Here is a 22,394-nt window from a genome sequence, read left to right on the forward strand (position 1 = left end):
CAACGGGGGCTCACCGGCGGCCCCGGGGGCCCGGGGCTGTCGCCGGGTCACATGTAGCCGAGGGCCCGCAGCTTCTGCATGGACGCGGCGTCCTCCTTGTCCTGCGCGCGCCCGGCCCGTTCGCCGTCGCGGGCGTGCCTGACCTCCAGGACGACGTCGACCACGGTGCTCGCCCGGCTGCTCACCGGGGTGCAGCAGCAGGCGCAGCCGATCGAGCGGTAGCGCTTGTCGTTCTCGGCGAAGTAGAGCCCCGGCACGGGGATGTTCTCGGCCTGGACGTACTCCCAGATGTCGATCTCACGCCAGCGCAGCATGGGGTGGACGCGGATGTGCCCGTCGTCGGCCACGGCCGTCTCGTGCAGGTCCCAGAACTCGGGCGGCTGGTCCTGGTAGTCCCAGGAGAACGAGGCGTCGCGCGGGCTGAAGATCCGCTCCTTGGCCCGTACGCCGTGCTCGTCGCCGCGGATGCCGGCGATGACGGCGTCGTAGCCGCCCGCGGCGATGGCCTGCTTGAGCGCGTTCGTCTTGAGCGCGGTGCAGCAGTCGAGCTTGCTTCCCACCGTGGGGCCCATGCCGGCGGCGAGCGCCTCCTCGTTGCGGTGGACGCGCAGGTCGAGCCCCCACTCCTCGGTGATCCGGTCCCGGAACTCGTACATCTCGGGGAACTTGTACGTGGTGTCGATGTGCAGGACCGGGAAGGGGACCTCGCCGAAGAACGCCTTGCGGATCGCCCAGAGCAGGCTGGTGGAGTCCTTGCCCATCGACCAGAGCAGGGCGGGGCGCTCGAAGCGCTGCTGCACTTCGCGCAGGATGTGGACGGTCTCGTTCTCCAGTTCACGCAGTGCCTGGTGCACCGGCGGTTCCTTCCAGTGAGGTCTCGTTGGGGAGGAGAGGGCTTCCGTCGGCCGGGTGCAGGCCCACCACCAGGGGGTGGCAGCCGCGGAACCGGCCGGGGAAGCGGTGGTTGGGGTGGGTGAGGCCGACGGCGGCGTACAGGAGGGGGGCCTCGGGGCCGGCGGGCAGCGCGATCTCGCCGGGCCCGGCGTCCAGCAGCCTGACGTCGCGGACGATCCAGTCGAAGCGTTCGCCGGTGTTGTCGGTGAACTCCAGGCGCAGGAAGGTCCGTCCGCCGGTGGAGCGCTGGTGGCGGTAGCCGAGCGGGCGGACCGCCACCAGTCCGGCGCTGCGCCCGCCCGCGAAGGCGGTCGCGACGTCCGGATCGGCGACGGCGGCCAGGAGCGCGGCCCGCCGGGCGGGCTCCGCGGGCTGGCCGGCCCGCCGGGGCGCGCCGGCCGCGGCACGGTCCTCGGGCCGGGCGCCGTCGCCGGTGGCCGGTCCCAGCGGCAGCCGTACGGGGTGGTGCACGGCGTAGACCGGGTCGGGTCCCGCGACCTGGGCCGCGGTGACCGGTTCGGGCCGCAGCCACCGCCCTTCGGCGGTGACTCCGGCCACGCAGGCCCCGCCCGCGCCGTCGAGGGTGACCGCCAGCGGAACGAACTCGGTCACCTCCGAGGGGAGTTCCGCGCCGAGAGCGGTCCCGGGCACGGCTGTGGCCATCTCGGGCCCGGCCGCGGCTGTCCCGGACCCTGGCGCGGCGGTCCCGGACCCGGCCGCGGCGGTCCCGGACCCGGCTGCGGCGGTCTCCCCCGCGACGGGCCGGGTGTGCTCGCGGACCGCCGGCTCCCCCGCGGCCCCGGTCATCCGGCGGCTCCCAGGGGGTTGCCGGCCAGGTCGTCCAGCGGCGGCCGGCCGAGCATCCGCAGCACGGTCGGCGCCACGTCGAGCGGGTCCCCGGTGCGCCCGGCGCCGGTGCCGAAGGAGCCGCCGAGGCCGCCCCAGTAGGACTCCCTGCGGTGCCAGCCGCTCTGGAGCCTGCGGTGCACCCGCGCCGACCAGTGGGTGTCGCCGAGCGGCAGGTAGCGCCAGTCGTACGGGACGAGGATCAGGTCGGGCGCCCGGTCGGCGGCCGGTCCGCTGTGCACGTCCTCGGCCCGCAGGACGTCCGCGAACAGCGGCAGCCCGGTGTACGGGTTGAGGTGGGCGAGCAGCGCCTCGCGCACCCGGTTCAGGGTGTCCTCGCGGCGGTGGGGCTCCACGATGCCGTGCTTGTAGCGTCCCGTGGTGTTGACGTTGACGCCCTGGGTGCCCTGGACCGCTTCGAACGCCTCGGTGGCCGTCCAGTCCGGGCGGCCGTCGGCGCGCTTGGTCAGGAGTCCGGCGGCCTCCAGGACGTCGTTGACGGAGACGTACGCGCGCAGCGGGCCGAAGCCGATCTCGGAGAACGCCAGGACCTCGGTGTGCTCGTCGGCGCGGTCGAGGAACGCCCCGAGCACCTCGTCCGTCTGCCGGTACGCCCGGCGCACCGCCTGGTCCTCCTCGGCGACCGGGCTGCCCGGCTCCAGCTCCTGCCAGTAGACGTGCGAGAGCCGGTCGATGGCGGTGAGGTTCAGGACGAGCAGGTCGGGCGGGTCGCCCTGGCCGCCGTCGAACAGGTGCAGGGCGGCGTCCGCGCGGGCCCGGTCGGCGCCCAGCACCTTGCCGGTGAACTCCTCCCGGTCCTGTCCCTCGAACCAGATGTTCACGTCGTGGGCGGGGTGGATGCCCTCCTTTCCGAGGCGTACGGGCAGGTCGCGAGGGTGGCAGGCGTGCAGGGTGCGGCGCATCGGGTAGGCGATGCAGCTGCCGTTGAGGGGCTGGACCGGGTGGGTGCCGAAGACGTTGACGACCGCGCTCGTCAGGTCGGCCAGCTCCGGGCGCTGCCACAGCAGGGGCCGGCGCGGTGAGCAGCTGTCGAGCACGACCGGCTCGTAGTCGGGGCTGTGCGCGTCCCAGTACGAGAAGCAGCCGTGCTCGGCGGGGCCGTGCCCGGTGAACGCGCTGATCAGGCCCGGGGGTTCGTAGGGCACCAGCTCGGAGCGCATGGTGCCCCAGGCGCCCTCGGCCCGCAGCCTGGCGAAGGCCGGCAGGACGTCGGGCCCCCAGCGGTCCAGGAGTTCGGGCGCCGCGCCCTCGGTGACGAGGACGACGGCGCGCCGGCGGGTCATCCGGGGGTTCCCGCGCTCGGTACGGCGTCGGCGGCGGCCAGGCGCTCCTCGACGTAGTCGCCCAGGACGTTCAGCGAGTCGACGAGCAGCACGCTGAGGTCCTCGTCGTCAATCTGTATGCCGAACTCGTTCTCGACCCAGATGAGCAGTTCCAGGCCGGCCACCGAGTCGATGTCCAGCGCTGCGCGCAGTCCTTCGTCGGGCACGGTCGCCGGGTCGCGGTCCAGGCGCAGTGCCTCGACGACCACCTTGCGCAGTCGGTCCTTGGTCTCGGCTGTCGCGGTCATCTCGTGGTTCCTCTCAGAGATAGCCCATGGCGCTGAGCGTCCGGGCTGTCAGGTCGTCCTCACGCAGGCTGCGTGCGATGTCCTTCGGGTGCGGCGCCGGCGCACCCGGGTCGGGCAGGAAGGGCAGCGGTCCGGCGCCCGCGTCGAGCACCTCGGGCACCGGCCGTCCGTGCACGGCGGCCGGGTGGCGCAGTCCGAGGTCGTGCAGCAGCGTGGGGGCGAGGTCGCAGAGCGCGACGGGCTCCTCGCGGCGGCCCGCCGGGACGCGCGGCGAGCGGTAGGCCCACAGGCCGGCGTACCGGTGCATGCCCGTCTGCTCGCTGGGGCGCCAGACGCCGCCGACCGGTCCGGGGTCGGCGAGCACGCCTTCGTCGGCGGGCACGAGGAGCAGGTCGGGCGCCGTGTGGGACATCGCCCCGGGGTACGCCTCCGCGCGGGGCAGTACGGCGGCGAACACCGGCCGTCCCGTGTCGGGGGCCCTCAGCGACAGGAAGAGCTCGCTCACCTCGTCGCTCAGACCGGCGACCTCGTCCTTGCGCACGATGCCGCGGTGCTGGCGTCCGGCGAGGTTGAGGTTGACGCCGTAGCAACCGGGGGTGGGCATGTAGGCGCGGGTGCGGCCGAAGTCGACTCCGCGCCCCTCGCCCTCGAACCAGCCCGCGTGTCCGCCCGCGCCGGGGGCGGTGGCGAGCAGCCCCGCCTCCTCCAGCAGGCTGTTGACGCCGAGGTTCAGGCGCCCCTGCCCCAGGCCGTGGTCGGAGACCAGCATGACGGGGGTGTCGTCGCCGACGGTGGCGAGGATGTCCCCGATCACCGCGTCGACGGCCCGGTGGATCAGCTCCACCGCCCGTCCCCACTCGGCCTGTTCGGGAACGGTGTGGCCGGGGTGGCAGGCGTCGGAGAAGTGCCAGTAGTGGTGGGCGATCCGGTCGATCTCGGTGATGACCGCCATGACCACGTCGGTCTCGTGGTGCTCCATCAGATGGGCGATGGAGCGGCCGCGGGCCGCGACGTTGGCCAGCGCCTTGTCGAGGTAGCCGTGGTCGCCCTGGAACATGGCCATGATGTCGGGCATGAACGGGGCGCCCGCCCTGGAGAGTTCGCCGAGCAGGGTGGGCGGGTCGCTGAACCGCAGGGTCCGCTCCAGCGGCCAGGTGACCTGGTAGCCGGGGAGTTCGCGCGGCGGGTGGGACATCGGCACGTTGATGATCCCGGCGCTCCAGCCCTGTGCGGCCAACCACTCCCAGATCGTGCTGCACCCGAAGTCGCCGGTGCCGGTCAGCCGGTCCCCGTAGTCGGCCTCCTGGGTGCCGAAGAACTGGTAGACGCCGTGCCCGCCGGGGCGGCGCGCGGTGACGAAGGTGCTCCACCCGGGCGCCGTGTGGGCGGGCCAGGTGGTCGTGGTGGCGCCGTGCATGCTCTGGTCGAGCAGGCCGGCCAGATGGGGCAGCAACCCCCGTGCGATGAACGGCTCCATCATCGCCAGGCTTCCGCCGTCGATCCCCAGGATCAGCGCCTTGGGGCGTGCTGTCACGGTGCCTCCCTCCCGTTGGAGGCCGCCTCGCTGCGTGGGCGGCTGCTATCGGGCCCGAGACTAGACAGCACTCTTAACTAGAGTCAATATGAGTCAGCATAAGACAACTATAGTTAGTTTCCTGACGGTGGTCCACGCCCCGTCAGCGCCTCTCCCCGGTGAACGGAGCACGCATGACACCGCCGACTTCCCTGCCGGACACCCCGCCCGGCGCCGTCGTCTTCGACCTGGACGGAGTGCTGCTGGACACGACCGAGAACATGCGCCACGCGTTCGCCGCCGTCTGGGCCGCGGCAGGCCGCCCGGGGGCCGCGCCGTTCGAGAGCTTCCTGACGCACATGGGCGCTCCGCTCCACGTCATCCTGGAGAAGTTCCGCCTCACCGCCGACTACGCACCGGTGTACGCCGCCGCCAGCTCCGCACGCCTGGACCTGGTCCTGCCGTACCCCGGGGTCACCGAGGTGCTGCGCACCCTGCGCACGGCGGGGGTCCCGGTCGGCGTCGCCACCGGCAAGTCCCACCAGCGCGCCGTCGAGGCGCTGCGTTCGGGCGGCCTGTACGAGCTGCTGGACGTCGTGGTGGGCAGCGACCAGGTGTCGCTGCCCAAGCCCGACGCCGAGATCCTGCACACCGCGCTGTCCCTGCTGCCGGGGGCGCCCCACGCCGGGGAGAGGGCCGTCTTCATCGGCGACAGCGTGCTGGACCTGCGCTGCGGGCACGCGGCCCGGGTGCCGACGATCGCGGCGGGCTGGGGGCAGAGCTCCCGGGCGACCCTGCTGGCGGAGGGACCCGGCGCGTTCGCGGCGACGCCGCGGGATCTGGCGGGCCTGCTGGCCCTGTCACCGGCCGGTCCGGGCCTCCGGGAGGTACCCGTTGGCTGAGATCCTGTTGCTCAACGGCCCCAACCTCGGTCAACTGGGCACCCGCAGGCCGGAGATGTACGGCACCACCACCCTCGCCGAGATCGAGCGGGACGTACGCAAGACCGTGGCGGAGAGCGGTCACACCGTGCGCTGCCTCCAGGACGAGAGCGAGGCGACGCTCGTACGGGCGGTGCACGCGGCCGCCGACTGCGTGGGGGCGATCGTCAACCCCGGCGCCCTGATGATCGCCGGCTGGAGTCTGCGGGACGCCCTGGAGAGCTTCCCCGGGCCGTGGATGGAGGTGCACCTCAGCAACGTCTTCGCCCGCGAGCCCTTCCGGCACAACTCGGTGATCTCCCCGCTCGCCTCGGGGGTGCTGTGCGGTCTCGGCGCGTACGGCTACCAACTGGCGGCCCTGGGGCTGGTCCACCGGCTGGCGCAGGACGCCGCGCGAAGCGCCGGCCCCGCCGGCTCCGGCCCCGGCGCGGCCGTCGGCGCTCCCGGTCCGGGTCACGGTCACGGCCTCGGTACGGGCTCCGGCGCCGGTCGCGCCCCCGGGCCCGGCGCGACGTGAGGAGGCTCCTGCTCGCGCCGCACCCGGACGACGCCGTCTGGTCCTGCGGCGGCATGCTGCGGCAGTGGTGCCGCGAGGGCGGCCTCACCGTCGTGACCGTCTTCGACGGGGACGGCCGCGAGGAGGGCGTCGACGGGAGGGGCGATCGCGGCCGGGAAGGCGGGGAGGAGGACGGCGCGCCCGCGCTCCGGCGGGCCGAGGACGCCGCGGCGCTGGCCCGCTGGCCGCTGCGCGCCGTGGGACTCGGCCTGCCGGAGGCGGCGCTGCGCCGCGACGGGGCGGGGCGCAGCCTCTACGCGGGTCCGCTCGCCTTGCGCCGCGCTCCGCACCCGGCGGACGCCGCCCTCACGGTGCGGCTCGCCGGGCTGCTGGGCCCCTTGGTCGAGGACCACGACGAGGTGCTCCTGCCGCTCGCCGTACGCACCCACGCGGACCACCTGCTGGTGCGCGAGGCGGCCGAACTCGCCCTGGGATCACGGGCGGACGGCGCTCCGCAGCCGGTACGGACCCGCTACTACCGGGAGTTCCCGTACGCGCCGCCGCCCCCGCCCGGCGGCTACCGGGAGCGCGCCGAGCCCGCCGACTTCTCCGACTGGCTGCGCGGCGCGCTGATGTACGAGTCGCAGGTGCGCGGCATGTTCCGCGACGCCCGGCCCTTCGCGCGTGTGCTGGCGCGGCGCACGGGTGCGCCGCGCCGCTGCACGTGGACCTCCTGGGTGCGGGACGCCGCGTAGGGCCGGTCCGCCGCCTCCCGCCCGCGAGGCAGGCGGGGGGCGGCGGACCGGCCCGGGTGGCCTACCGGACCGCGGGCGCCGCTCCGGTGCAGGCCGCCACGTAGGCCGCCACTCCCCCGCCCTCGCCGAGCAGCCTGGGCAACTCCCGTACCGCGCGCAGGCCGTGCAGGGCGGTGAAGCGGTCCAGGTTGGCCGCGTGCTGCTCCCAGCGGTCGGGGCGCGCGTGGGTGAGGTGCACCCCGGCCGCCGGGGCCGGGACCACCACGTGCGCCCCGGCGGCGAGCGCCCGCACCCCCAGTTCCAGGTCCTCGCAGCCCCAGCCCCGCCCGAACCCCTCGTCGAAGCCGCCCACCTCCTCGAAGAGCGCGCGGGGCAGCGAGGTGTTGGCCCCCACACAGGCCGCCCAGGGGGCGACGGGCGGCACCTTCCCCTCGTCCATGGCGCAGACCAGCGTCTCCAGGGTGTTGCGCAGCAGCCGGCCCTCCTCCCCTGCCGCCACCCGGGCCGCCGCCGCCGCCAGTTCGGCCGCGTCGGAGGCCGCGTGCCGTTCGAGCCAGCGGCGCGCACCGGGGAACTCCCGCAGCGGCCCGTGTGCCAACGCCTGTGCCTCAGAGAGATCCTGATGTGCGTTCAGGTGTCCGGGCGCGGTGAGGATGTCGTCGTCCAGGAAGAGCAGGCGGCGGCCCCGGGCCGCGGCGGCCCCGGCGTTGCGGGCGGCGGCCCGCCCGCGCTCCGGGCCCTCCACCACCCGGGGCGCGGGCCCGGCCGCCTCCCCCGCCAGGCGGTGCAGCAGCTCCCGCGTCCCGTCGGTGGAGCCGTCGTCGACGACCACCACCTCGTACGGGCCCCGGTGCCCCTGTGCGGCCAGGGCGACGAGGGTGGCCCGGAGCGACGGCGCCTTGCTCCGGGTGGGGATCACCACGCTCAGCACGGCACGACCCCCGCCGGCCGGGCCCGGGCGTCGGACACCAGGGGACGGCCGGCGGCCCGGTAGGCGTCCTCCAGCAGCGACAGCACCTGGGCGGAGCGGTGGAGTTCGGTGCGCCAGGGCAGACTGCGGCGGAGCATGGCCAGGGTGGCGTCGAGCTGGGCGTCGTACTCCTTGCCCGGTGCGGTCTCGACCGGCCACTCGCTCACGCGGTCGCCTCGGCGCGCGCGGAGGACGGGATGGGCGACGCGGTGGGGGCTGAAGCCGAACGTGGTGACCAGTTCCAGGTGGCACTCCTCGCCGTCGGCTCCGGTGCCGTGCACCTCGATGCGGGTCGTGTCCACCTCCACGTCCGTCGCCCAGGCGGCACGGAGCGAGAGCGCCGAGCCGTCGCGGTAGCGGGCCCGCAGACTGCCGTCGGCCTCCACGTCGAACACCCCGCCCTCCTTCCCGCCGCCCGGGGCCGGGGAGTCACCGCGCCAGCCGGCCCCGCGGTGGGCCGACACGTCGTCCGGAGGCAGCAGCCGGGCGTCCAGCGAGGTGCGCCGGGGGTCCGGCAGCAGGCCCTGGGTGACCTCGGCCAGGTGCCAGCCGAGGTCGAGCAGCGCTCCCCCGCCCGCCTGGTCGCGCCGGGTGAACCAGGAGCCGGGCCGGGGCACACCGGAGGACCGCAGCCACTCGGCGTTGATCCTGACGGGCCCCACGCACCACTGGCGCACCAGCGACCGCAGCCGGTCCACGTCGAGCCGGCGCGCCGAGGGCCGGCTGATCTGGAAAGGGGCGCCGGTGCGCCAGGAGCGGGCGTCGAGACGTCGCAGCTCCTCAGTGGAGAGGCACAGCGGCTTCTCGATCAGAGCGGCGACCCCGGCGTCCAGGACGGCCCCGGCGGTCTGTTCGTGCAGGTGGTTGGGCGTGCCCACGACGGCCAGGTCGAGATCGCGGGCCAACAGGTCCTCCAGCCGGTCCGCGATCAGGTCCGGCGGCAGCCCCGCCGCACCGTCCGAAGGCCCGGCGCCGCCCGCCCCCGGGCCGGTGGGGGCCCCGGAGCGGGCGGTGAGCGCCGGGTCGTACACCCCGACCACCTCGAAGTTCCGGTGGGCGAGCAGCCTCGGCAGCCACACCTGGGCGTTGATCCAGCCGAAGCCGACCAGCGCGGTCCGGAACGGTCGCCCCGTCACGGCCGGCCCACCTCGTCCACGGCGGCGGCGATCACCTCGGCGACCCGGTGTACGACCTCGGGGCCGGCGAGCATGATCCGGTGGTGCAGCCACAGGCCGCGGGCGCCGATCAGCTCCGCCTGCGGGCAGCGGGCGGCGAGCTGCGCGACGGTGGTGTCCTCGGTGGCGCCAGCCCAGAAGCCGTCGGTGCGGTAGACCGGCGGGAAGTTGACGCACGCGGGCACGTTGCGCTCCTTGAGCAGGTCGACCAGCCGGTCGCGGGCCTCCGGCCCGAAGCGGTCGCCCTCCAGGGTCAGCAGGTACATGTAGTGCGGGTTGGTGGTGATGCCCGGGTCACGGGTCTGGGTGCGCAGCCCCTCCACGGGCGCCAGCAGTTCGTCGAGCAGCGCGCCGCGCTCCTCCCGGACGCGGGTGTGCTCGGCCATCCGGGTCAGCTGGCTGCGCAGAACGGCACCGGAGAACTCGTTCATCCGCGCGTTCATGCCGCCGGTGACGTGCTGGTACGTGGTGTCCTGCGGGGGCCTGCCGACGGCGTGCAGCAGATAGGCCCGGTCGAAGGACTCCCGGTCCGGGAAGGTGAGCGCACCGCCCTCGCCCGCGGTCATCAGCTTGCCGTTCTGGAAGCTGTAGCAGGCGATCGAGGGGTCGGCGCCGACGAGCACCCCGTCGCGGGCGGCGCCCTGCGCATGGGCCGCGTCCTGGATGACCACGGCGTCGAACTCCGCGGCGATCTTGTGCAGTTCGGGCAGGTCGGCCATGTGTCCGGCCATGTGCACGGGCAGGATCGCCCGGGTGCGCGCGGAGGCGACCGCCCGTACCGCGTCGGGGGTCAGACACTGGTGGCCCGGGTCCACGTCGGCGGGGACGGGGACGGCCCCGGTGTTCTGCACGGCGAGGGAGGTGCTGATGAAGGTGAACGCGGGCACGATCACCTCGTCGCCCGGCCCGATGCCGTGCACCCGCAGCGCCAGTTCCAGGGCGTCGGTGCCGCTGTTGACGGCGAGCGCGTAGGGAGCGCCGTTGTAGGCGGCGAACTCCCGCTCGAACGAGCTGACTTCGCTGCCGCCCGCGCGCCACCACTGGCCCTGTTCGAGGGCGCGCAGCAGTGCGGTGCGCTCGCCGTCGTCCCACTGCGGCCAGGAGGGCAGCTCGTCGGGCCCCAGGGAGAGCACGGGTGCGGCGTCGACTGCGGGCGCGGACTCTTCGCTGATCGTCATGTGCGGGGATCTCCTTCTGCGGTTTCCAGGGTTCTTGCGGTGTCCGCGCCGCCTCTTCGCGCGGCTGCGTCCGGTGCCGGGGGGCGCTCCGGGGGTCCGGCGTGCAGGGCGAGCAGCAGCGCGCCCGCGAGCGAGCCGGCCGTGCCGTGGACGGCCGGTACCACCTCGGGCAGCGTGCTGCCGCGGCGGGTGCGGCGGGGCAGCCGGGCGCTCAGCGCGTCGGCGAGGTCCGCGCGGGTCGCGCCCACCCCGCCGCCGAGCACGACGGTGGCGAACGGCAGCAGTTCGCCGATGGCGGCGACGGCCAGCGCGCAGGCGTCCGCCGCCTCCGCCAGCGCCGCGGCCTCCCCCCGGGCCTCGGCGGCGCGGAGCAGGGCCGGGCCCGACGCGTACGCCTGGAGGCAGCCGTGCTGACCGCAGTCGCAGAGCGGTCCGTCGTCCGGGCGCACCACCAGGTGGCCGGCCTCGCAGGGCCGGAGTTCGTCCGGGCCCTCGGGAGGTGTGTCCGCCGGCCGGGGCGGCAGCCAGGCGCCGCCGACTCCGGTGCCGATTCCCAGGTAGAGCAGGCCGGCCCGGGTACGGTGCCCGGCGCGGGCCTCGGCGTATCCGGCGAGCAGCGCGTCGTCGCGCACGAGGGGTGCGGTGTTCCACCGTGCGGCGAGTTCGGCGGCCGGTCTGCGCCCCCGCCAGGACGGCCGGCCCGGCCAGCGGCTGACGCGGCCCTCGGCGCCGAGCGTGGCGGGCAGGGCGAGTACCGCGGTACGGGGGCGGGTGGCGCCGACGGCGCGCAGGGCCCGTCGCGCGGCGGCGTCGAGGCGCTCGATGTCGTCGTCGAAGTCGGGGGCGCGCGGGCGGCCGGGGGCGTCCCACTCGATGCGTACGACACCGCTGTCGGCCGCCCCGGCCCGGGCCCGCAGCTCCGCCTTCGTACCGCCGATGTCGACGGCGAGCGCGGCGGACGGCGCGTCCGGCGGAAGGGGGGTGCGCGGCTGGGAGGGGGAGGCCGTCACCACCGGGCGCCGCCGTCCACGAGGAGCGTCTGCCCGGTGACGTACGAGGCCCCGGGGGCCGCGAGGAAGCCGACCGCCTCCGCGATCTCGGCGGGTTCGGCGAGCCGGCGCACGGCGGTGCGGCCCGCTGCCCGCTCGTCCTCCTCGGCGGAGTAGACGGGGGCGTCCTCGGGGCGTGCCCGGACCGCTCCGGGCGCGATGACGTTCACGGTCACGCCGAACGGTCCGAGCTCCCAGGCGGCCGATGCGGCCCAGCCGGACAGGGCCGCCTTCGCCGCCGCGTAGCCGGGCTGCCCCGGCATGCCGGTGGCGCCGCCGCGCGAGCCGAAGAGGACGATCCTGCCGAACTTCGCGCGCATCATCCGCTTGGCCGCGGCCGACGCCAACTGCTGTACGGAGCCGGTGTTCAGCTGCCAGAGCCGCTGTTCGGCGGCGGCGTCGTACGCCCCGCCGAGCACGGGGCGGCGGGCGGTGGCGCCGTGGGCGCACACCAGGATGTCCGGGGCGGGGCCCAGTTCCCTGACCCGTCCCAGGAGCGCGGCGGTCTCGTCCGGGTCGGAGAGATCGGCCCGCAGGAGCCGGGCGCCGGTCCCGGCCGTGAGCGCCTCGGCGCGCTCCGAGGGGGTGCGGTGGACGCCGACCACGGCCGCGCCCCGGGCGGCGAGCAGCCGGCAGACGGCGTCGCCGAGCTGTCCGGTGGCGCCGGTGACCAGCGCGGTCCGGCCGGCCAGGGTCGCCTGGTCCGCCGGGGTCCCGGCTGCCGTGGCCCTGGGGGCCGTGTCCTCGGTGGGCGTGGCACTGGAGGCCGTGTCCCCGGTGGGCGTGGCCCCGGTGGGCGACTGCGGGTGGTGAACGGTCATGCGGCCCCCTCGGCCTGCGGTGTCGCACGGGGTTCGGGCGCGGCGACGAGGAGGGTGACGGCCGGCGTCCCGACGTGCACCACGCGGCGGACGGTGAACCCGGCCGCGCCCAGGCCCGCGGTCAGGGTGGACTCCGTGGGCCAGGCCGAGCCTCCGTGGGTGAGCCAGTCGAGCCGGATCTCCTGGGGCAGGCCGCCCGGTGCGTCCAGGAACACGTCGTCGACGAGCAGCCGTCCGCCCGGGGCCAGCCGCGCGGCCAGCTCGCGCAGGTCGCTGCCCGGACCCGGCAGGTGGACGGCGTTGCAGACGACCACCAGGTCGAAGAGCTCGCCGTCCTCGGGCTCCGGTACGGCGGGCGGGCCGTCGGCCGGGGGCCTGTCGCCGGCCCCGTGCGTGGACTGTTCCGCGAGGGTGCCGACCCGCAGCAGCCGGTTGGCCGCGGCTGTTCCGTGCGTGTGCGCGTACCGGCCGGGTCCGCAGGTGATCTCCAGCAGCCGCCCGTCCCGCGCCCCGGCGAGCCGGAGGCCGATGCCACTGCGGCGGTGCGCGGCGGGGGTGTGCATGGCCCGCTGGTAGACCCCGCGCAGGACGTCGTCGGGGCCCTCGGCGTCGAAGGCCCGCGCGGCGGAACCGGTACGGGCGAGAGCGGTGAGCTGCTCCCGGGTCACCCAGGACCGCGAGAGCCGCTCCTCCAGGGCGAGGATGGCCGCCGCACCGTCGGGGGCGTCGGCGGCGGGTCCCGGGGCGGACGTCGCTCCCCCGGCCCCGGCGCTCGGGGGCCGCGCCGCTTCGCGTTCCTCCGGCGGGGCCGCGCGCAGCAGGCCCGCGCTCTCGGCTACCTGGAGCAACTGCTCGCAGACCTCGGCGTCGAGGCCCAGCTCCCCGGCGACGCGCGCGGAGTCGGCCGGTCCCCGCCACAGCAGGTCCAGTACGCCCAACCGCATCAGGGTGAAGAGGAGTTCGCTGCGCTTGTGGCCCTGGGCGCAGGCGATCAGCGTCGCCTCGTCGCCCGGGACCAGACGTCGTGCGGGCAGCAGCTTTCCCGACCGGCCGCGGGGCAGTTCGCCGACCGCCCTGATCCGGTCGGGCACTTTGTGGGGGGCGAGCCGGTCCTGGGCGTGGCGGTGCAGCTCCGCACTGTCCGCACCGGTGCCCCGCAGGCTCACCACCTCGGCGTGCAGCCGTGTCGTGGGACCGGTCGCGGTGCGGCCGGGCACTCCGGTGACCCTGGCCTCCAGCACGTCCCCGTGCGAGCGCAGGACGGTCTCGACCTCTTCGGGGGCCACCCAGCGGTCGCCCCGGCGGACGGCGCGGCCCCGGCGGCCGAGGATCCGCAGCCCGAGCTCCGGGTGGTAGGCCGCGACGTCCCCGGTGGGGCGCCAGCCGTCCTCGGCGTCGCCGGGGCCGGGTTCGCCGGCGACGCGGATCTGGAGTTCGCCCGGTTCGTCGTCGTGGGCGCGGGCCGTGCCCTCGTCGCCGAGGATGCGGAAGCCGATTCCGGCGAGCGGGTGGCCGACCCGCCCCGACGGGGCTCCGGCCGGGGCGCTGAAGAGCGAACCGGTCTCCGAGGAGCCGTAGTCGCGGGCGAGCCCGATGCCCAGGGCCGCCCGGAAGGCGTCGTCCAGTTCGTCGTCGACGACGCCGGCGCCCACCATGGCGAGTCTCAGGGCGGTTCCGGTGAGCGGGGCCCGGCCGGCCCGTGCGGCGAGCAGCCGGGCGACCGCGGGCACCAGGGGCAGGACCGTCGCGCCGTGTTCGATGTCGCGCAGGACGGCTCCGAGCGCGGTCGGCGGGTGCGCCCGTAGTTCGGCCCCGGCCTCCAGGGCGGCGTGCAGCCAGCCCAGGGCGTACGCGTGCCAGAGCGGCAGCGGCAGCAGCACCCGGTCCGAGGCGTTCAGCCCGGCCCACCGGACGTGCCGAAGGCCCTCCGCGCGCAGCGAATCGACGCTGCGCTCCACGAGTTTGGGGCTGCCCGTGGTACCGGAGCTGGGGAGCAGGACCGTGCCGGGCCGCCGTCCGGGGGCGCCGGCCGCCGGGCGGGCGGACGCGCTCCGCGCGCCGGGCGCGTCGAAGAGCGTCCGGTCCCGGGTGTGCAGGAGCCGCCCGCCGCCCGCGCGGGCGAGCCACCGCGCGTGCTCGGCGGCGGGCGCGGCCGGGTCGACGAGCAGCGGGACGGCGCCGGCCTCCCGTACGTCCCGGTAGGCGTCCGCCCAGGCCGCGCCGCCCTCCCCCACCAGGGCCACGACCTCGCCGGGCGCGCAGTCGAGGCTTCCGTGCACGGCGTGGGGAGCGCCGGCGCCCGAGGTCCCCGCGTCGATGGGCGCGGTCATCGGCGCCCGGCCTCCTCCGCCAGGTAGCGGCGCTTGCTCTCGGCTATGAGCGCGCGTATGGCGGGCGGTGAGTAGGTCGGCGCCGAGCAGAGTTCGTCGAGGGTGATCTCGTCGTCGAAGTACATGCTGAGCGTGTCCCAGGGGGTGAAGCAGCCCTTGCAGGCGTCCAGCCGCGGCCGGTCCGCGAGCAGCGCCTGGTAGAGCCCGCTCTCGCCGACCCGGCTCAGGGTGTCCTCCCAGTCGTCCTCCAGCAGGTTGCCCATGTTGGAGAACCAGATGTTGGGGCACGGGGTGACCGCGCCGTCGCTGAAGGTCGAGATCACCATGCGCGGCAGGTGGCAGCGGAAGGTGCGTCCGCTGTTCCGGTAGAAGCTCACCAGCCGGTCGAGGTACGCCCTCGGCGGCAGTACGGAGGCGAACTCCTCGTACCGGGCGGCGAACTCCTCGATGTGGTGGACCTGGTCGGGGCGTACGGCGAACTCCTGGGAGTCCGGTCCGCGCACCGGGAAGGGGAAGAACACCGGGGGCGCCGGGCGGTCGGCGAGCCAGCCCGCGAAGTCGGCCAGCTCGCCCACGCTCCGGTCGTTGAGCACTCCGTAGATCTCGACGTCGAGTCCGCTGTCGAGGATGGCCTCGACCCGCTCGACGACCTTGGTGTGCAGCTTCGCGGAGGCGACGCGGTGGGAGTTGCCCTGGTGCAGATGGCTGTCGAGCGACACCTGGAGCACGACGTTGCCCCACCGGGCCAGCTCCTCCAGGTGGGCGTCCCGCACGAGCACGCCGTTGGTCTGGATGACCAGCACCTCGTGTTCGGCCGCCTGTTCGCGCAGGAAGTCCATGACCCCCGCCACCAGGAAGATCTCGCCGCCGGTCACCTTGAGCAGCGGCACGCGGAAGGTCGAGTCGATCCGCCGGTCGATGATCGGCAACTGCTTGCCGAGCAGGGTCTCCGGGGCGTACCGGTCACGCGTCGGAGGGCGGAAGATCAGCTGCTCGGAGTGCGCCTCCTTCAGATTGCTCTGACCGGTGAGGCAGTACGTGCAGCTCAGGTTGCACGAATCCTCGTTGACCACGAGATCGTTGCCGATGAGCCCGTCAATCATTTCCCGCCACCTTCGGTCGAGTCTGACGCAACGCCCGACCTTGACAGGATACTTGACTAAAGTCAATGCAATCAGGGGCCCGGCGGCTGAAACCTTGACCAGAACGTGGGCAGGGGAAGCCGATGACAGCAACTACAGTTATCTCGAACAACACAAGCGGAACCGGAGGTACTGGATCAGCGCCTCCTCCACGGGACCACCGCCAGGCGAGAGGAGCAGCACGGTGAGGAATCAGCACCCGGACTTCGGGGAGCGCGTCAGGGCACGGCGCCGCGAACTGGGGCTTTCGCAGCAGCAGCTGGCCGGGGATGTTGTGACCTCCAGCTACATCTCGCTGCTGGAATCCGGAAAGCGCGCACCCACCCTGGACGTCATCATCCACCTGGCCGAACAGCTGATGATGCCGGTGGACGAGCTCGTCGGGCAGGGCATCGCGGGCTCGCTCGCCGCCGAGCCCGTGTCGGCGCACAGCGGGGCCGCCCCCGGGCAGGCCGCTGCCGCCCCCGCGGGAGCGGCGGCCGCCCCCCAGACGGCGTCGCGACCGCGGACCCCGCCGCCCCCCGCGAGCCCGTCCCCCACGGCCGTGCGGACGCCGACGCCGCCCAGCCAGATCCTCGCCGTCAACGCCATGCAGAGCAACGACTACGCACGCTCGATCGAGCTGCTGCGCGACCTCTACGCCCAGGTTCTCGCCGAGGGCGACCCGATGAGGAGCATCGAGGTCGGCCTCCAACTGCAGCGGGCACTCCAGACCCACGGCGACCACGATCAGCGGCTCGCCCTCCTGGAGGAACTGGCCGCCACCGCCTCCGACCAGCCCTCCGACGCGGTGCGGGTCGCGGTCCTCACCGAGCTGGGCAGCGCCCTGCGCGACACGGGATACCTCTCGCGCGCCAGGACGCCCCTGGAGAGCGCGCTGGCCCTGCTCAGGCCCGCCCGCCTGCACGGCACATCGGAGCACGTACGCCTCCTGGGGACGCTGGTCTCCGTCCTGTGCGAGCTGAGCGACACGGGCCCGGTGCCGTCGCTGGTCTCCGAGATGCTGGAGCTGGCGGAGTCCGTCGACGCCCCGGGCATACTCGGCCGCTCCCAGTGGGTGGCCGCCATGGCCTACGACCAGCTCGGCAGCGCCGAGGACGCGCATACGTTCATCGTCCGGGCGCGCCAGCACCTGACGCCGGCCACCCTGACCCTGCGGGACTGGCTGCGGTTCTGCCGTTCGACCACGAGCATCCTGCTGAACACCGGGCATCTGGACGACGCGCACGAATGGCTGCTCGGCGCCGAGCAGACGACGTCGCTGATGAACGTCCCGGCGGAGACGGCCGCGCTGGCCGCCCTGCGCGCGCGGCACGAGAGCGCGCTCGGCCGGCACGAGAGCGCCCTGAAGCTCTACGTCGGCCTGACCGGCGAGGACTCGCCGCTCTCCGGACTCCAGCTGGCCCGGGTCTGCCTCGCCAAGGCCGAGGAGCTGAGGGCGCTGAACCGGCCCGAGGAGGCGGCGGAGGCCCTCCGGGGGGCCGCCGCGATCTGCGAGGAGAACGGGGCCTACCAGCTCGCCGTGCAGATGTGGCGCCGGATGGACGAGATCCGCTCGCACTGAGGGAACCCCGCCGGATCCGCTCGCGCCGAGGGCGCCCCGCCGGGGCGGGAGGCGCCCGTCCCGGCGGGGCGGAGACCGCCCTGTTCCACCGGGGCGGAAGGCGGGCCCGCCGGGTACGGCTGAGGGGCGAAGCGTTCTCGCTTCGCCCCTCAGCCGTACCCGTCTCCCCTCGCCCCGGCCTACCAGGGCCAGTCCGTGTTCCCGGCCGTCGCCGTCCGCCACGGCCGGTCCGTGCTCGCGGCGGACGCCTTCCCCGCCGCCCACGGCCAGTCCGCGGCCTCTCTCGCGTCCGTTCTCGCGCGCCACGGCCAGTCGGTGCTGTCGTCCGTGCCCGCGCTCGCGCGCCACGGCCAGTCGGTGTTCTCGTCCGCGCCCGCGCCCGCGCGCCACGGCCAGTCCGTCTCCACCACGGCGCCCTGCCGCGTCGCCGACTGCCGGCCCCGGTCGACCGCGGCTCTCGTACAGTCGCCCGCCCGCTCCGTACAGAGAGCGCCGGACCGCTGGGCGTCGCCCGGTTGCGCCCAGGCGGCCCCCGCCGTCCCGGCCACGGTCCCCGCCGTGAGCACGAACACCGATACCGCGGGGATGAAGCGGGAGGAAAGCTGCGCGATGGGGTTCATTGCGGACTCCTTGGGTTGAGGCTGGGTCGAGTCACGACGGGACGTTACTATAGTCACAGGTTTGGGTATAGAGATTGCCAAGATTCGACTCGTAAGTCAGACTCCCCAGAGATCTCTTGACTATTGTCAAATGACCTCTTACTGAGAGCGAGGGCGTCGTGGCCGACCCGGATCCTCTTTCCCCTCTGCGTTCCGCGCGCAAGGTCCTCGCCGCCGTCGAGGCCGCAGAGGGCATCGGCCTGCTGGAGGCCGTGGCGGGCGGCCCCGTCCCAGCCGGGCAGCTCGCCGACTCCTTCGACCTGCGGCCGGAGCCCCTGCACGCACTGCTGCGCGTACTGCGGTGGCACGGTGTCCTCGACGACACCGGCGCCGCCGGATGGCAGCTCTCCGAGGTCTACCGGGAACTGCTCACGGGCCCGCCCGGCAGCAATGCCCGCGCCCTCCTGCGGATCGAACGCTGGGCCGCCCAGGACCACCTCAACGCGGACGGTGTGACCGCCGCCCTGCGCGGCCGACGGCTGCCCACCGAGATACCGGACGCCGAACTGCCCGCCCTCGCCGACGCGATGCTCACGGGCGCCCGGGCCAGCGCCCCGCATCTGGCCCGCCTCCCCGAGCTGCGCGACCGCACCAGCCTCGCCGACATCGCCGGCGGCAGCGGGGGCTACTCGCTCACGCTGTGCCGCATGTTCCGCGGGCTGACCGCCACGGTCTACGACCGGGCGCCGATGCTGGAGCACGCGGCCCGCGCCGTGAAGGAAGCCGAACTCGGCGACCGCGTACGACTGGTGCCCTGGGACCTGCACCGCGATCCGCTCGCCGGGCCCGAGGCCGGCGAGGCGTCCGGCCCCGCCCACGACGCGGCGCTCCTCTCGCACGTCCTGCACCTGCTCGACCGGCGGGAGCGCGTACGGCTGCTGACCGGCGCCGGCCGCCTCCTGCCCGGCGGCGGCCTCCTCCTCGTCCACGACTTCCTGTACGAGGAACCGCCCGCCGGCTCCGCGCTCGCGGCCTCGGCCGTGGACTGGCTCGCGCTCGGCGCCGCCTACCACCCGGACCGCCGGGCGCTGGCCGCCGAACTCGCCGAGGCGGGCTTCACGCTCCGGCGCACCGTCCCGCTGCCCGCGCTGGGCACGACCGTCGCCGTCGCGACCCGGGACTGAGCCGTGCACATCCTCGTGACCGGCGGAGCCGGATTCATCGGGAGCACCTACGTGCGCGCCCTGCTGAGCGGGGACTACCCCGCGTTCGCGGGAGCCGACGTGACGGTGCTCGACAAACTCACCTACGCGGGCAATCCCGCCAACCTCGCGGCGGTGGCGGGCCGTCCGGGCTTCCGCCTGGTCTCCGGCGACATCGCCGACGCCCCGCTCGTGAGGGAACTGCTCGTCCCGGGCTCCGTCGTGGTCAACTTCGCGGCGGAGACGCACGTCGACCGGTCCATCGACGACGCCGGGTCCTTCGTGCACACCAACGTGACCGGCACCCACGTGCTGCTGGAGACGGCCCTGCGGCAGCGGGCCGACCGCTTCCTCCAGGTGTCCACCGACGAGGTCTACGGCTCGATCCCCACCGGCTCCTGGACCGAGAGCTCCCCCCTGCTGCCCAACTCCCCGTACGCGGCCTCGAAGGCGTCGGCGGACCTGCTGGCCCTCTCCTACTTCCGCACCCACGGCCTCGACGTACGGATCACCCGGTGCAGCAACAACTACGGCCCCCACCAGCACCCGGAGAAGCTGATCCCCCGGTTCACCACCCGGCTGCTGGCCGGGCGCACCGTTCCGCTCTACGGCGACGGCCGCCACATACGCGACTGGCTGCACGTCGACGACCACTGCCGGGGCATCCAACTGGCGCTGGAACGGGGTGAGCCCGGGAACGTCTACCACATCGGCGGCGGCACCGAGCTGAGCAACCGCAGCCTCACCCGCGAACTGCTGGCCGCGTGCGGCGCCGACTGGAGCGCGGTGCGCCACGTCGCCGACCGGCTGGGCCACGACCGGCGCTACTCCCTGGACGACAGCAGACTGCGGGCGCTCGGCTACCGGCCCCGGACCGCGTTCGCCGAGGGCCTGCGCGCCACCGTCGACTGGTACCGGAGCCATCCGGACTGGTGGGCCACCCGTGCGGAGTACGACGCCCGGTACGCGAACGCTGACGAGAGGAGGGACACCCCGTGCGCGGCATCATCCTCGCTGGAGGTTCGGCAACCCGGCTCCGTCCACTGACCCTGGTCTCCTCGAAACAGCTCCTGCCGGTCTACGACAAGCCGATGATCTACTATCCGCTGTCGCTGCTCATCGAACTGGGGCTGCGCGAGATCCTGGTGATCGCCGCCCCGGAGCACCGCGACAGCTACGAGCGGCTGCTCGGCGACGGCAGCCAGTACGGCATCCGCCTGGAGTACGCGGTCCAGGACCTCCCCCGCGGTCTGGCCCACGCCCTGCTGCTGGCCCGCTCCTTCGTCGACGACGGCCCGATGTGCCTGGCGCTGGGGGACAACCTGTTCCACGGCCCGAAGCTGCCCACGCGGCTGCGCGACGCCCTGCTCCGGCACCAGGGGTGCACCCTGTTCAGCCGCAAGGTGGCGAACCCGGAGCGGTACGGCGTGGCCACGGTGGACGCCCGGGGCCGGATCACCCATCTCGTGGAGAAACCCGAGCGGCCCCGCTCCAGCCTCGCGGTCACCGGCCTGTACTTCTACGACAACGACGCCCTGGACAAGGCGGCCGGCCTCACCCCTTCGCACCGGGGCGAGCTGGAGATCACCGACCTGAACCGGAGCTACGTGCGGGAGGGGCGGGCCACCCTGGTGGAACTGGGCGACGACACGACCTGGTTCGACACCGGGACCCCCGACAGCCTCCTGGACGCCGCCCAGTACATCCGGATGCAGCAGCAGTTGCGGGCCGCTCCCGTCGGGAGCCCCGCGGAGTCGGCCCTGCGGGCCGGCCTCATCGACCGGGTGCCCCCGGAGGGGCCCGCGCCCCGCCCCCCGGAGCGGCCCGCTCCCGGGCCCCACCCCGTCGCCGCACCCGCCCGGCCGGCGGGCCCCTCGGGCCGGGCGGGCCCCGCCGGGCACCGGCACAGCCTGCTGGCCGAGCCGCAGCCGTGAACCGCAAGGAGACGACCATGAGCCACCGCAAGGACCGCCTCCTCGCGGAGGTGCGCGCCTACCACCGGGAGCAGGAATCCGGCGGGCGCTTCGAGCCGGGGGTCACCGAGATCTGGCCCTCGGGCGCCGTGCTCGACGCGAACGACCGGGTGGCGCTCGTGGAGGCGGCGCTCACGATGCGGATCGCGGCGGGCTCCGACTGCCGGAAGTTCGAGTCGGCGTTCGCCCGCCGGCTCGGGCTGCGCAAGGCGCACCTGACCAACTCGGGCTCCTCGGCGAACCTCCTGGCGCTCACCGCCCTCACCTCGCCCGTGCTGGGCGAGCGCAGGCTGCGGCCGGGCGACGAGGTGATCACCGTCGCGGCCGGGTTCCCCACCACGGTCAACCCGATCATCCAGAACGGTCTGGTGCCGGTCTTCGTCGACATCGAACTCGGCACCTACAACGCCACCGCCGAGCACGTGGCCCGCGCGATCGGACCGCGTACCCGGGCCATCTCCATGGCGCACGCGCTGGGCAACCCCTTCCAGGCGGCCGAGATCGCCGAACTCGCCGAGGCTCACGGCCTGTTCCTCGTCGAGGACAACTGCGACGCGGTGGGCTCCACCTACCGCGGCCGGCTCACCGGCACGTTCGGCGACCTGTCGACCGTCAGCTTCTATCCGGCGCACCACCTGACGATGGGCGAGGGCGGCTGCGTCCTGACCTCGAACATGGCGCTGGCCCGGGTGGTGGAGTCGCTGCGCGACTGGGGGCGCGACTGCTGGTGCGAGCCGGGCGAGAGCAACCGGTGCCTCAAGCGCTTCTCGTACCAGATGGGCACGCTGCCGGAGGGCTACGACCACAAGTACATCTTCTCGCACGTGGGGTACAACCTGAAGGCCACGGACATCCAAGCGGCGCTGGGCCGCAGCCAGTTGAACCGGCTCGACGAGTTCTGCGCGGCGCGTCGGCACAACTGGCGGCGGCTGCGCGAGGGGCTGGACGGGCTGCCGCACCTGCTGCTGCCCCGGGCCACCGAGGGCAGCGATCCGAGCTGGTTCGGCTTCGTCATGACGATCGGGCCCGAGGCGCCGTTCACGACGGCGGAGCTGGTGGCGTTCCTGGAGGAGCGCAGGATCGGCACCCGCCGGCTGTTCGCCGGCAACCTCACGGCGCACCCCGCCTACCAGGGGGTGGAGCACCGGGTGTCCGGGACGCTGACCAACAGCGACATCGTCACCGGGCGGACCATCTGGACCGGCGTCTACCCGGGGCTCACCGACGAGATGATCGACTACGTCGTCACCTCCATCAAGGAGTTCGTCGCGGCCCGCGGCTGACCGGTCGCCGCCACCCGCCCCCGGCCCGCCGGCTCCCCGCCCCCGGCTCTCCGGCTCCCCGCCACCGGGGAG

Annotated in this window: 21 protein-coding genes; 8 read left to right on the forward strand and 13 right to left on the reverse strand. The window is 74.5% G+C overall.

Annotated elements, in window-relative coordinates:
* Positions 1–47: 47 nt before the first annotated feature.
* The 5 genes from cysD to IF19_RS0100205 all read right to left on the reverse strand — a co-directional run bounded on the left by cysD (position 48) and on the right by IF19_RS0100205 (position 4,865).
* On the reverse strand, positions 48–854 hold the full coding sequence (gene cysD / locus IF19_RS0100185) for a sulfate adenylyltransferase subunit CysD (protein ID WP_030112503.1): 807 nt from the start codon (positions 852–854) through the stop codon (positions 48–50).
* On the reverse strand, positions 835–1,545 hold the full coding sequence (locus IF19_RS0100190; RefSeq protein ID WP_136975128.1) for a hypothetical protein: 711 nt from the start codon (positions 1,543–1,545) through the stop codon (positions 835–837). The genes cysD and IF19_RS0100190 overlap by 20 nt, the downstream gene beginning before the upstream one ends.
* Before the next feature lie 152 nt (positions 1,546–1,697).
* On the reverse strand, positions 1,698–3,044 hold the full coding sequence (locus IF19_RS0100195; protein WP_030277418.1) for an alkaline phosphatase family protein: 1,347 nt from the start codon (positions 3,042–3,044) through the stop codon (positions 1,698–1,700).
* The gene (locus IF19_RS0100200) at positions 3,041–3,331 is read right to left on the reverse strand and encodes an acyl carrier protein (protein WP_030112506.1); all 291 of its coding nucleotides are present in this window, start codon (positions 3,329–3,331) and stop codon (positions 3,041–3,043) included. Before IF19_RS0100200 ends, IF19_RS0100195 begins: the two co-directional genes overlap by 4 nt.
* Positions 3,332–3,344: 13 nt before the next feature.
* On the reverse strand, positions 3,345–4,865 hold the full coding sequence (locus tag IF19_RS0100205; RefSeq protein WP_030112507.1) for an alkaline phosphatase family protein: 1,521 nt from the start codon (positions 4,863–4,865) through the stop codon (positions 3,345–3,347).
* Positions 4,866–5,038: 173 nt separating this feature from the next.
* Here IF19_RS0100205 and IF19_RS0100210 point away from each other — a divergent pair, with 173 nt between their 5' ends.
* The 3 genes from IF19_RS0100210 to IF19_RS0100220 are packed head-to-tail and all read left to right on the forward strand — an operon-like array spanning position 5,039 to position 7,036.
* Positions 5,039–5,746, forward strand: a complete 708-nt coding sequence (locus IF19_RS0100210; protein ID WP_050493896.1) for an HAD family hydrolase — start codon at positions 5,039–5,041, stop codon at positions 5,744–5,746.
* On the forward strand, positions 5,739–6,302 hold the full coding sequence (locus tag IF19_RS0100215) for a type II 3-dehydroquinate dehydratase (RefSeq protein ID WP_063751372.1): 564 nt from the start codon (positions 5,739–5,741) through the stop codon (positions 6,300–6,302). Before IF19_RS0100210 ends, IF19_RS0100215 begins: the two co-directional genes overlap by 8 nt.
* Positions 6,299–7,036, forward strand: coding sequence for a PIG-L deacetylase family protein (locus IF19_RS0100220; RefSeq protein WP_030121821.1), 738 nt, complete (start codon positions 6,299–6,301; stop codon positions 7,034–7,036). The genes IF19_RS0100215 and IF19_RS0100220 overlap by 4 nt, the downstream gene beginning before the upstream one ends.
* Positions 7,037–7,097: 61 nt before the next feature.
* On the opposite strand, the gene IF19_RS0100225 is transcribed toward IF19_RS0100220, so the two are convergent.
* From IF19_RS0100225 to IF19_RS0100255, 7 genes are read right to left on the reverse strand one after another with little or no spacing between them, the layout of a single operon-like run.
* Complete coding sequence (locus tag IF19_RS0100225) at positions 7,098–7,958, reverse strand: glycosyltransferase family 2 protein (protein ID WP_030112512.1); 861 nt, start codon at positions 7,956–7,958, stop codon at positions 7,098–7,100.
* Between the two features lie 2 nt (positions 7,959–7,960).
* The gene (locus IF19_RS0100230; protein ID WP_050490807.1) at positions 7,961–9,142 is read right to left on the reverse strand and encodes a Gfo/Idh/MocA family protein; all 1,182 of its coding nucleotides are present in this window, start codon (positions 9,140–9,142) and stop codon (positions 7,961–7,963) included.
* Positions 9,139–10,359 (reverse strand): DegT/DnrJ/EryC1/StrS family aminotransferase, encoded by a 1,221-nt coding sequence (locus IF19_RS0100235; protein ID WP_078580860.1) that lies wholly within the window; start codon positions 10,357–10,359, stop codon positions 9,139–9,141. The genes IF19_RS0100230 and IF19_RS0100235 overlap by 4 nt, the downstream gene beginning before the upstream one ends.
* Positions 10,356–11,372 carry an ROK family protein gene (locus IF19_RS1000000135310; RefSeq protein WP_050493895.1) on the reverse strand — a complete coding sequence of 339 codons (1,017 nt, stop codon included), beginning with the start codon at positions 11,370–11,372 and terminating at the stop codon, positions 10,356–10,358. The genes IF19_RS0100235 and IF19_RS1000000135310 overlap by 4 nt, the downstream gene beginning before the upstream one ends.
* The gene (locus IF19_RS0100245; protein WP_050493894.1) at positions 11,366–12,229 is read right to left on the reverse strand and encodes an SDR family NAD(P)-dependent oxidoreductase; all 864 of its coding nucleotides are present in this window, start codon (positions 12,227–12,229) and stop codon (positions 11,366–11,368) included. Before IF19_RS0100245 ends, IF19_RS1000000135310 begins: the two co-directional genes overlap by 7 nt.
* Entirely contained in the window at positions 12,226–14,559 is a 2,334-nt protein-coding gene (locus IF19_RS0100250) for an AMP-binding protein (protein ID WP_030277416.1), read from the reverse strand. Before IF19_RS0100250 ends, IF19_RS0100245 begins: the two co-directional genes overlap by 4 nt.
* A complete protein-coding gene (locus IF19_RS0100255; protein WP_030112519.1) occupies positions 14,556–15,662 on the reverse strand; it encodes a radical SAM protein in 1,107 nt (368 codons plus the stop codon). The genes IF19_RS0100250 and IF19_RS0100255 overlap by 4 nt, the downstream gene beginning before the upstream one ends.
* A gap of 223 nt (positions 15,663–15,885) precedes the next feature.
* Between IF19_RS0100255 and IF19_RS0100260 the strand changes: the two genes are divergently transcribed.
* Entirely contained in the window at positions 15,886–17,265 is a 1,380-nt protein-coding gene (locus IF19_RS0100260; RefSeq protein ID WP_158706249.1) for a helix-turn-helix domain-containing protein, read from the forward strand.
* Positions 17,266–17,444: 179 nt separating this feature from the next.
* Here IF19_RS0100260 and IF19_RS0100265 read toward each other — a convergent pair whose 3' ends face one another.
* Positions 17,445–17,885: a hypothetical protein gene (locus IF19_RS0100265; protein WP_030277412.1), complete on the reverse strand. Its 441-nt coding sequence runs from the start codon at positions 17,883–17,885 to the stop codon at positions 17,445–17,447.
* Positions 17,886–18,043: 158 nt separating this feature from the next.
* Between IF19_RS0100265 and IF19_RS0100270 the strand changes: the two genes are divergently transcribed.
* The 4 genes from IF19_RS0100270 to rfbH are packed head-to-tail and all read left to right on the forward strand — an operon-like array spanning position 18,044 to position 22,322.
* Positions 18,044–19,048 (forward strand): class I SAM-dependent methyltransferase, encoded by a 1,005-nt coding sequence (locus tag IF19_RS0100270; protein WP_030112523.1) that lies wholly within the window; start codon positions 18,044–18,046, stop codon positions 19,046–19,048.
* A 3-nt stretch (positions 19,049–19,051) separates the two neighbouring features.
* A complete protein-coding gene (gene rfbB, locus IF19_RS0100275; RefSeq protein ID WP_078580853.1) occupies positions 19,052–20,113 on the forward strand; it encodes a dTDP-glucose 4,6-dehydratase in 1,062 nt (353 codons plus the stop codon).
* The gene (locus tag IF19_RS0100280) at positions 20,062–21,000 is read left to right on the forward strand and encodes a sugar nucleotidyltransferase (RefSeq protein ID WP_063755092.1); all 939 of its coding nucleotides are present in this window, start codon (positions 20,062–20,064) and stop codon (positions 20,998–21,000) included. The genes rfbB and IF19_RS0100280 overlap by 52 nt, the downstream gene beginning before the upstream one ends.
* 17 nt (positions 21,001–21,017) lie before the next feature.
* On the forward strand, positions 21,018–22,322 hold the full coding sequence (gene rfbH, locus IF19_RS0100285; protein ID WP_030277408.1) for a lipopolysaccharide biosynthesis protein RfbH: 1,305 nt from the start codon (positions 21,018–21,020) through the stop codon (positions 22,320–22,322).
* Positions 22,323–22,394: the final 72 nt, after the last annotated feature.

The sequence above is a fragment of the Streptomyces californicus genome, from assembly GCF_000717645.1.
GTDB lineage: Bacteria > Actinomycetota > Actinomycetes > Streptomycetales > Streptomycetaceae > Streptomyces > Streptomyces californicus.

Bases quoted from the DNA above. Each gene is read 5' to 3' on its own strand.
- IF19_RS0100195 (WP_030277418.1), bottom strand. From the start codon at position 3,044: ATGACCCGCCGGCGCGCCGTCGTCCTCGTCACCGAGGGCGCGGCGCCC.
- IF19_RS0100200 (WP_030112506.1), bottom strand. From the start codon at position 3,331: ATGACCGCGACAGCCGAGACCAAGGACCGACTGCGCAAGGTGGTCGTC.
- IF19_RS0100210 (WP_050493896.1), top strand. From the start codon at position 5,039: ATGACACCGCCGACTTCCCTGCCGGACACCCCGCCCGGCGCCGTCGTC.
- IF19_RS0100235 (WP_078580860.1), bottom strand. From the start codon at position 10,359: ATGACGATCAGCGAAGAGTCCGCGCCCGCAGTCGACGCCGCACCCGTG.
- IF19_RS0100245 (WP_050493894.1), bottom strand. From the start codon at position 12,229: ATGACCGTTCACCACCCGCAGTCGCCCACCGGGGCCACGCCCACCGGG.
- IF19_RS0100250 (WP_030277416.1), bottom strand. From the start codon at position 14,559: ATGACCGCGCCCATCGACGCGGGGACCTCGGGCGCCGGCGCTCCCCAC.
- IF19_RS0100255 (WP_030112519.1), bottom strand. From the start codon at position 15,662: ATGATTGACGGGCTCATCGGCAACGATCTCGTGGTCAACGAGGATTCG.
- IF19_RS0100265 (WP_030277412.1), bottom strand. From the start codon at position 17,885: ATGAACCCCATCGCGCAGCTTTCCTCCCGCTTCATCCCCGCGGTATCG.
- rfbH (WP_030277408.1), top strand. From the start codon at position 21,018: ATGAGCCACCGCAAGGACCGCCTCCTCGCGGAGGTGCGCGCCTACCAC.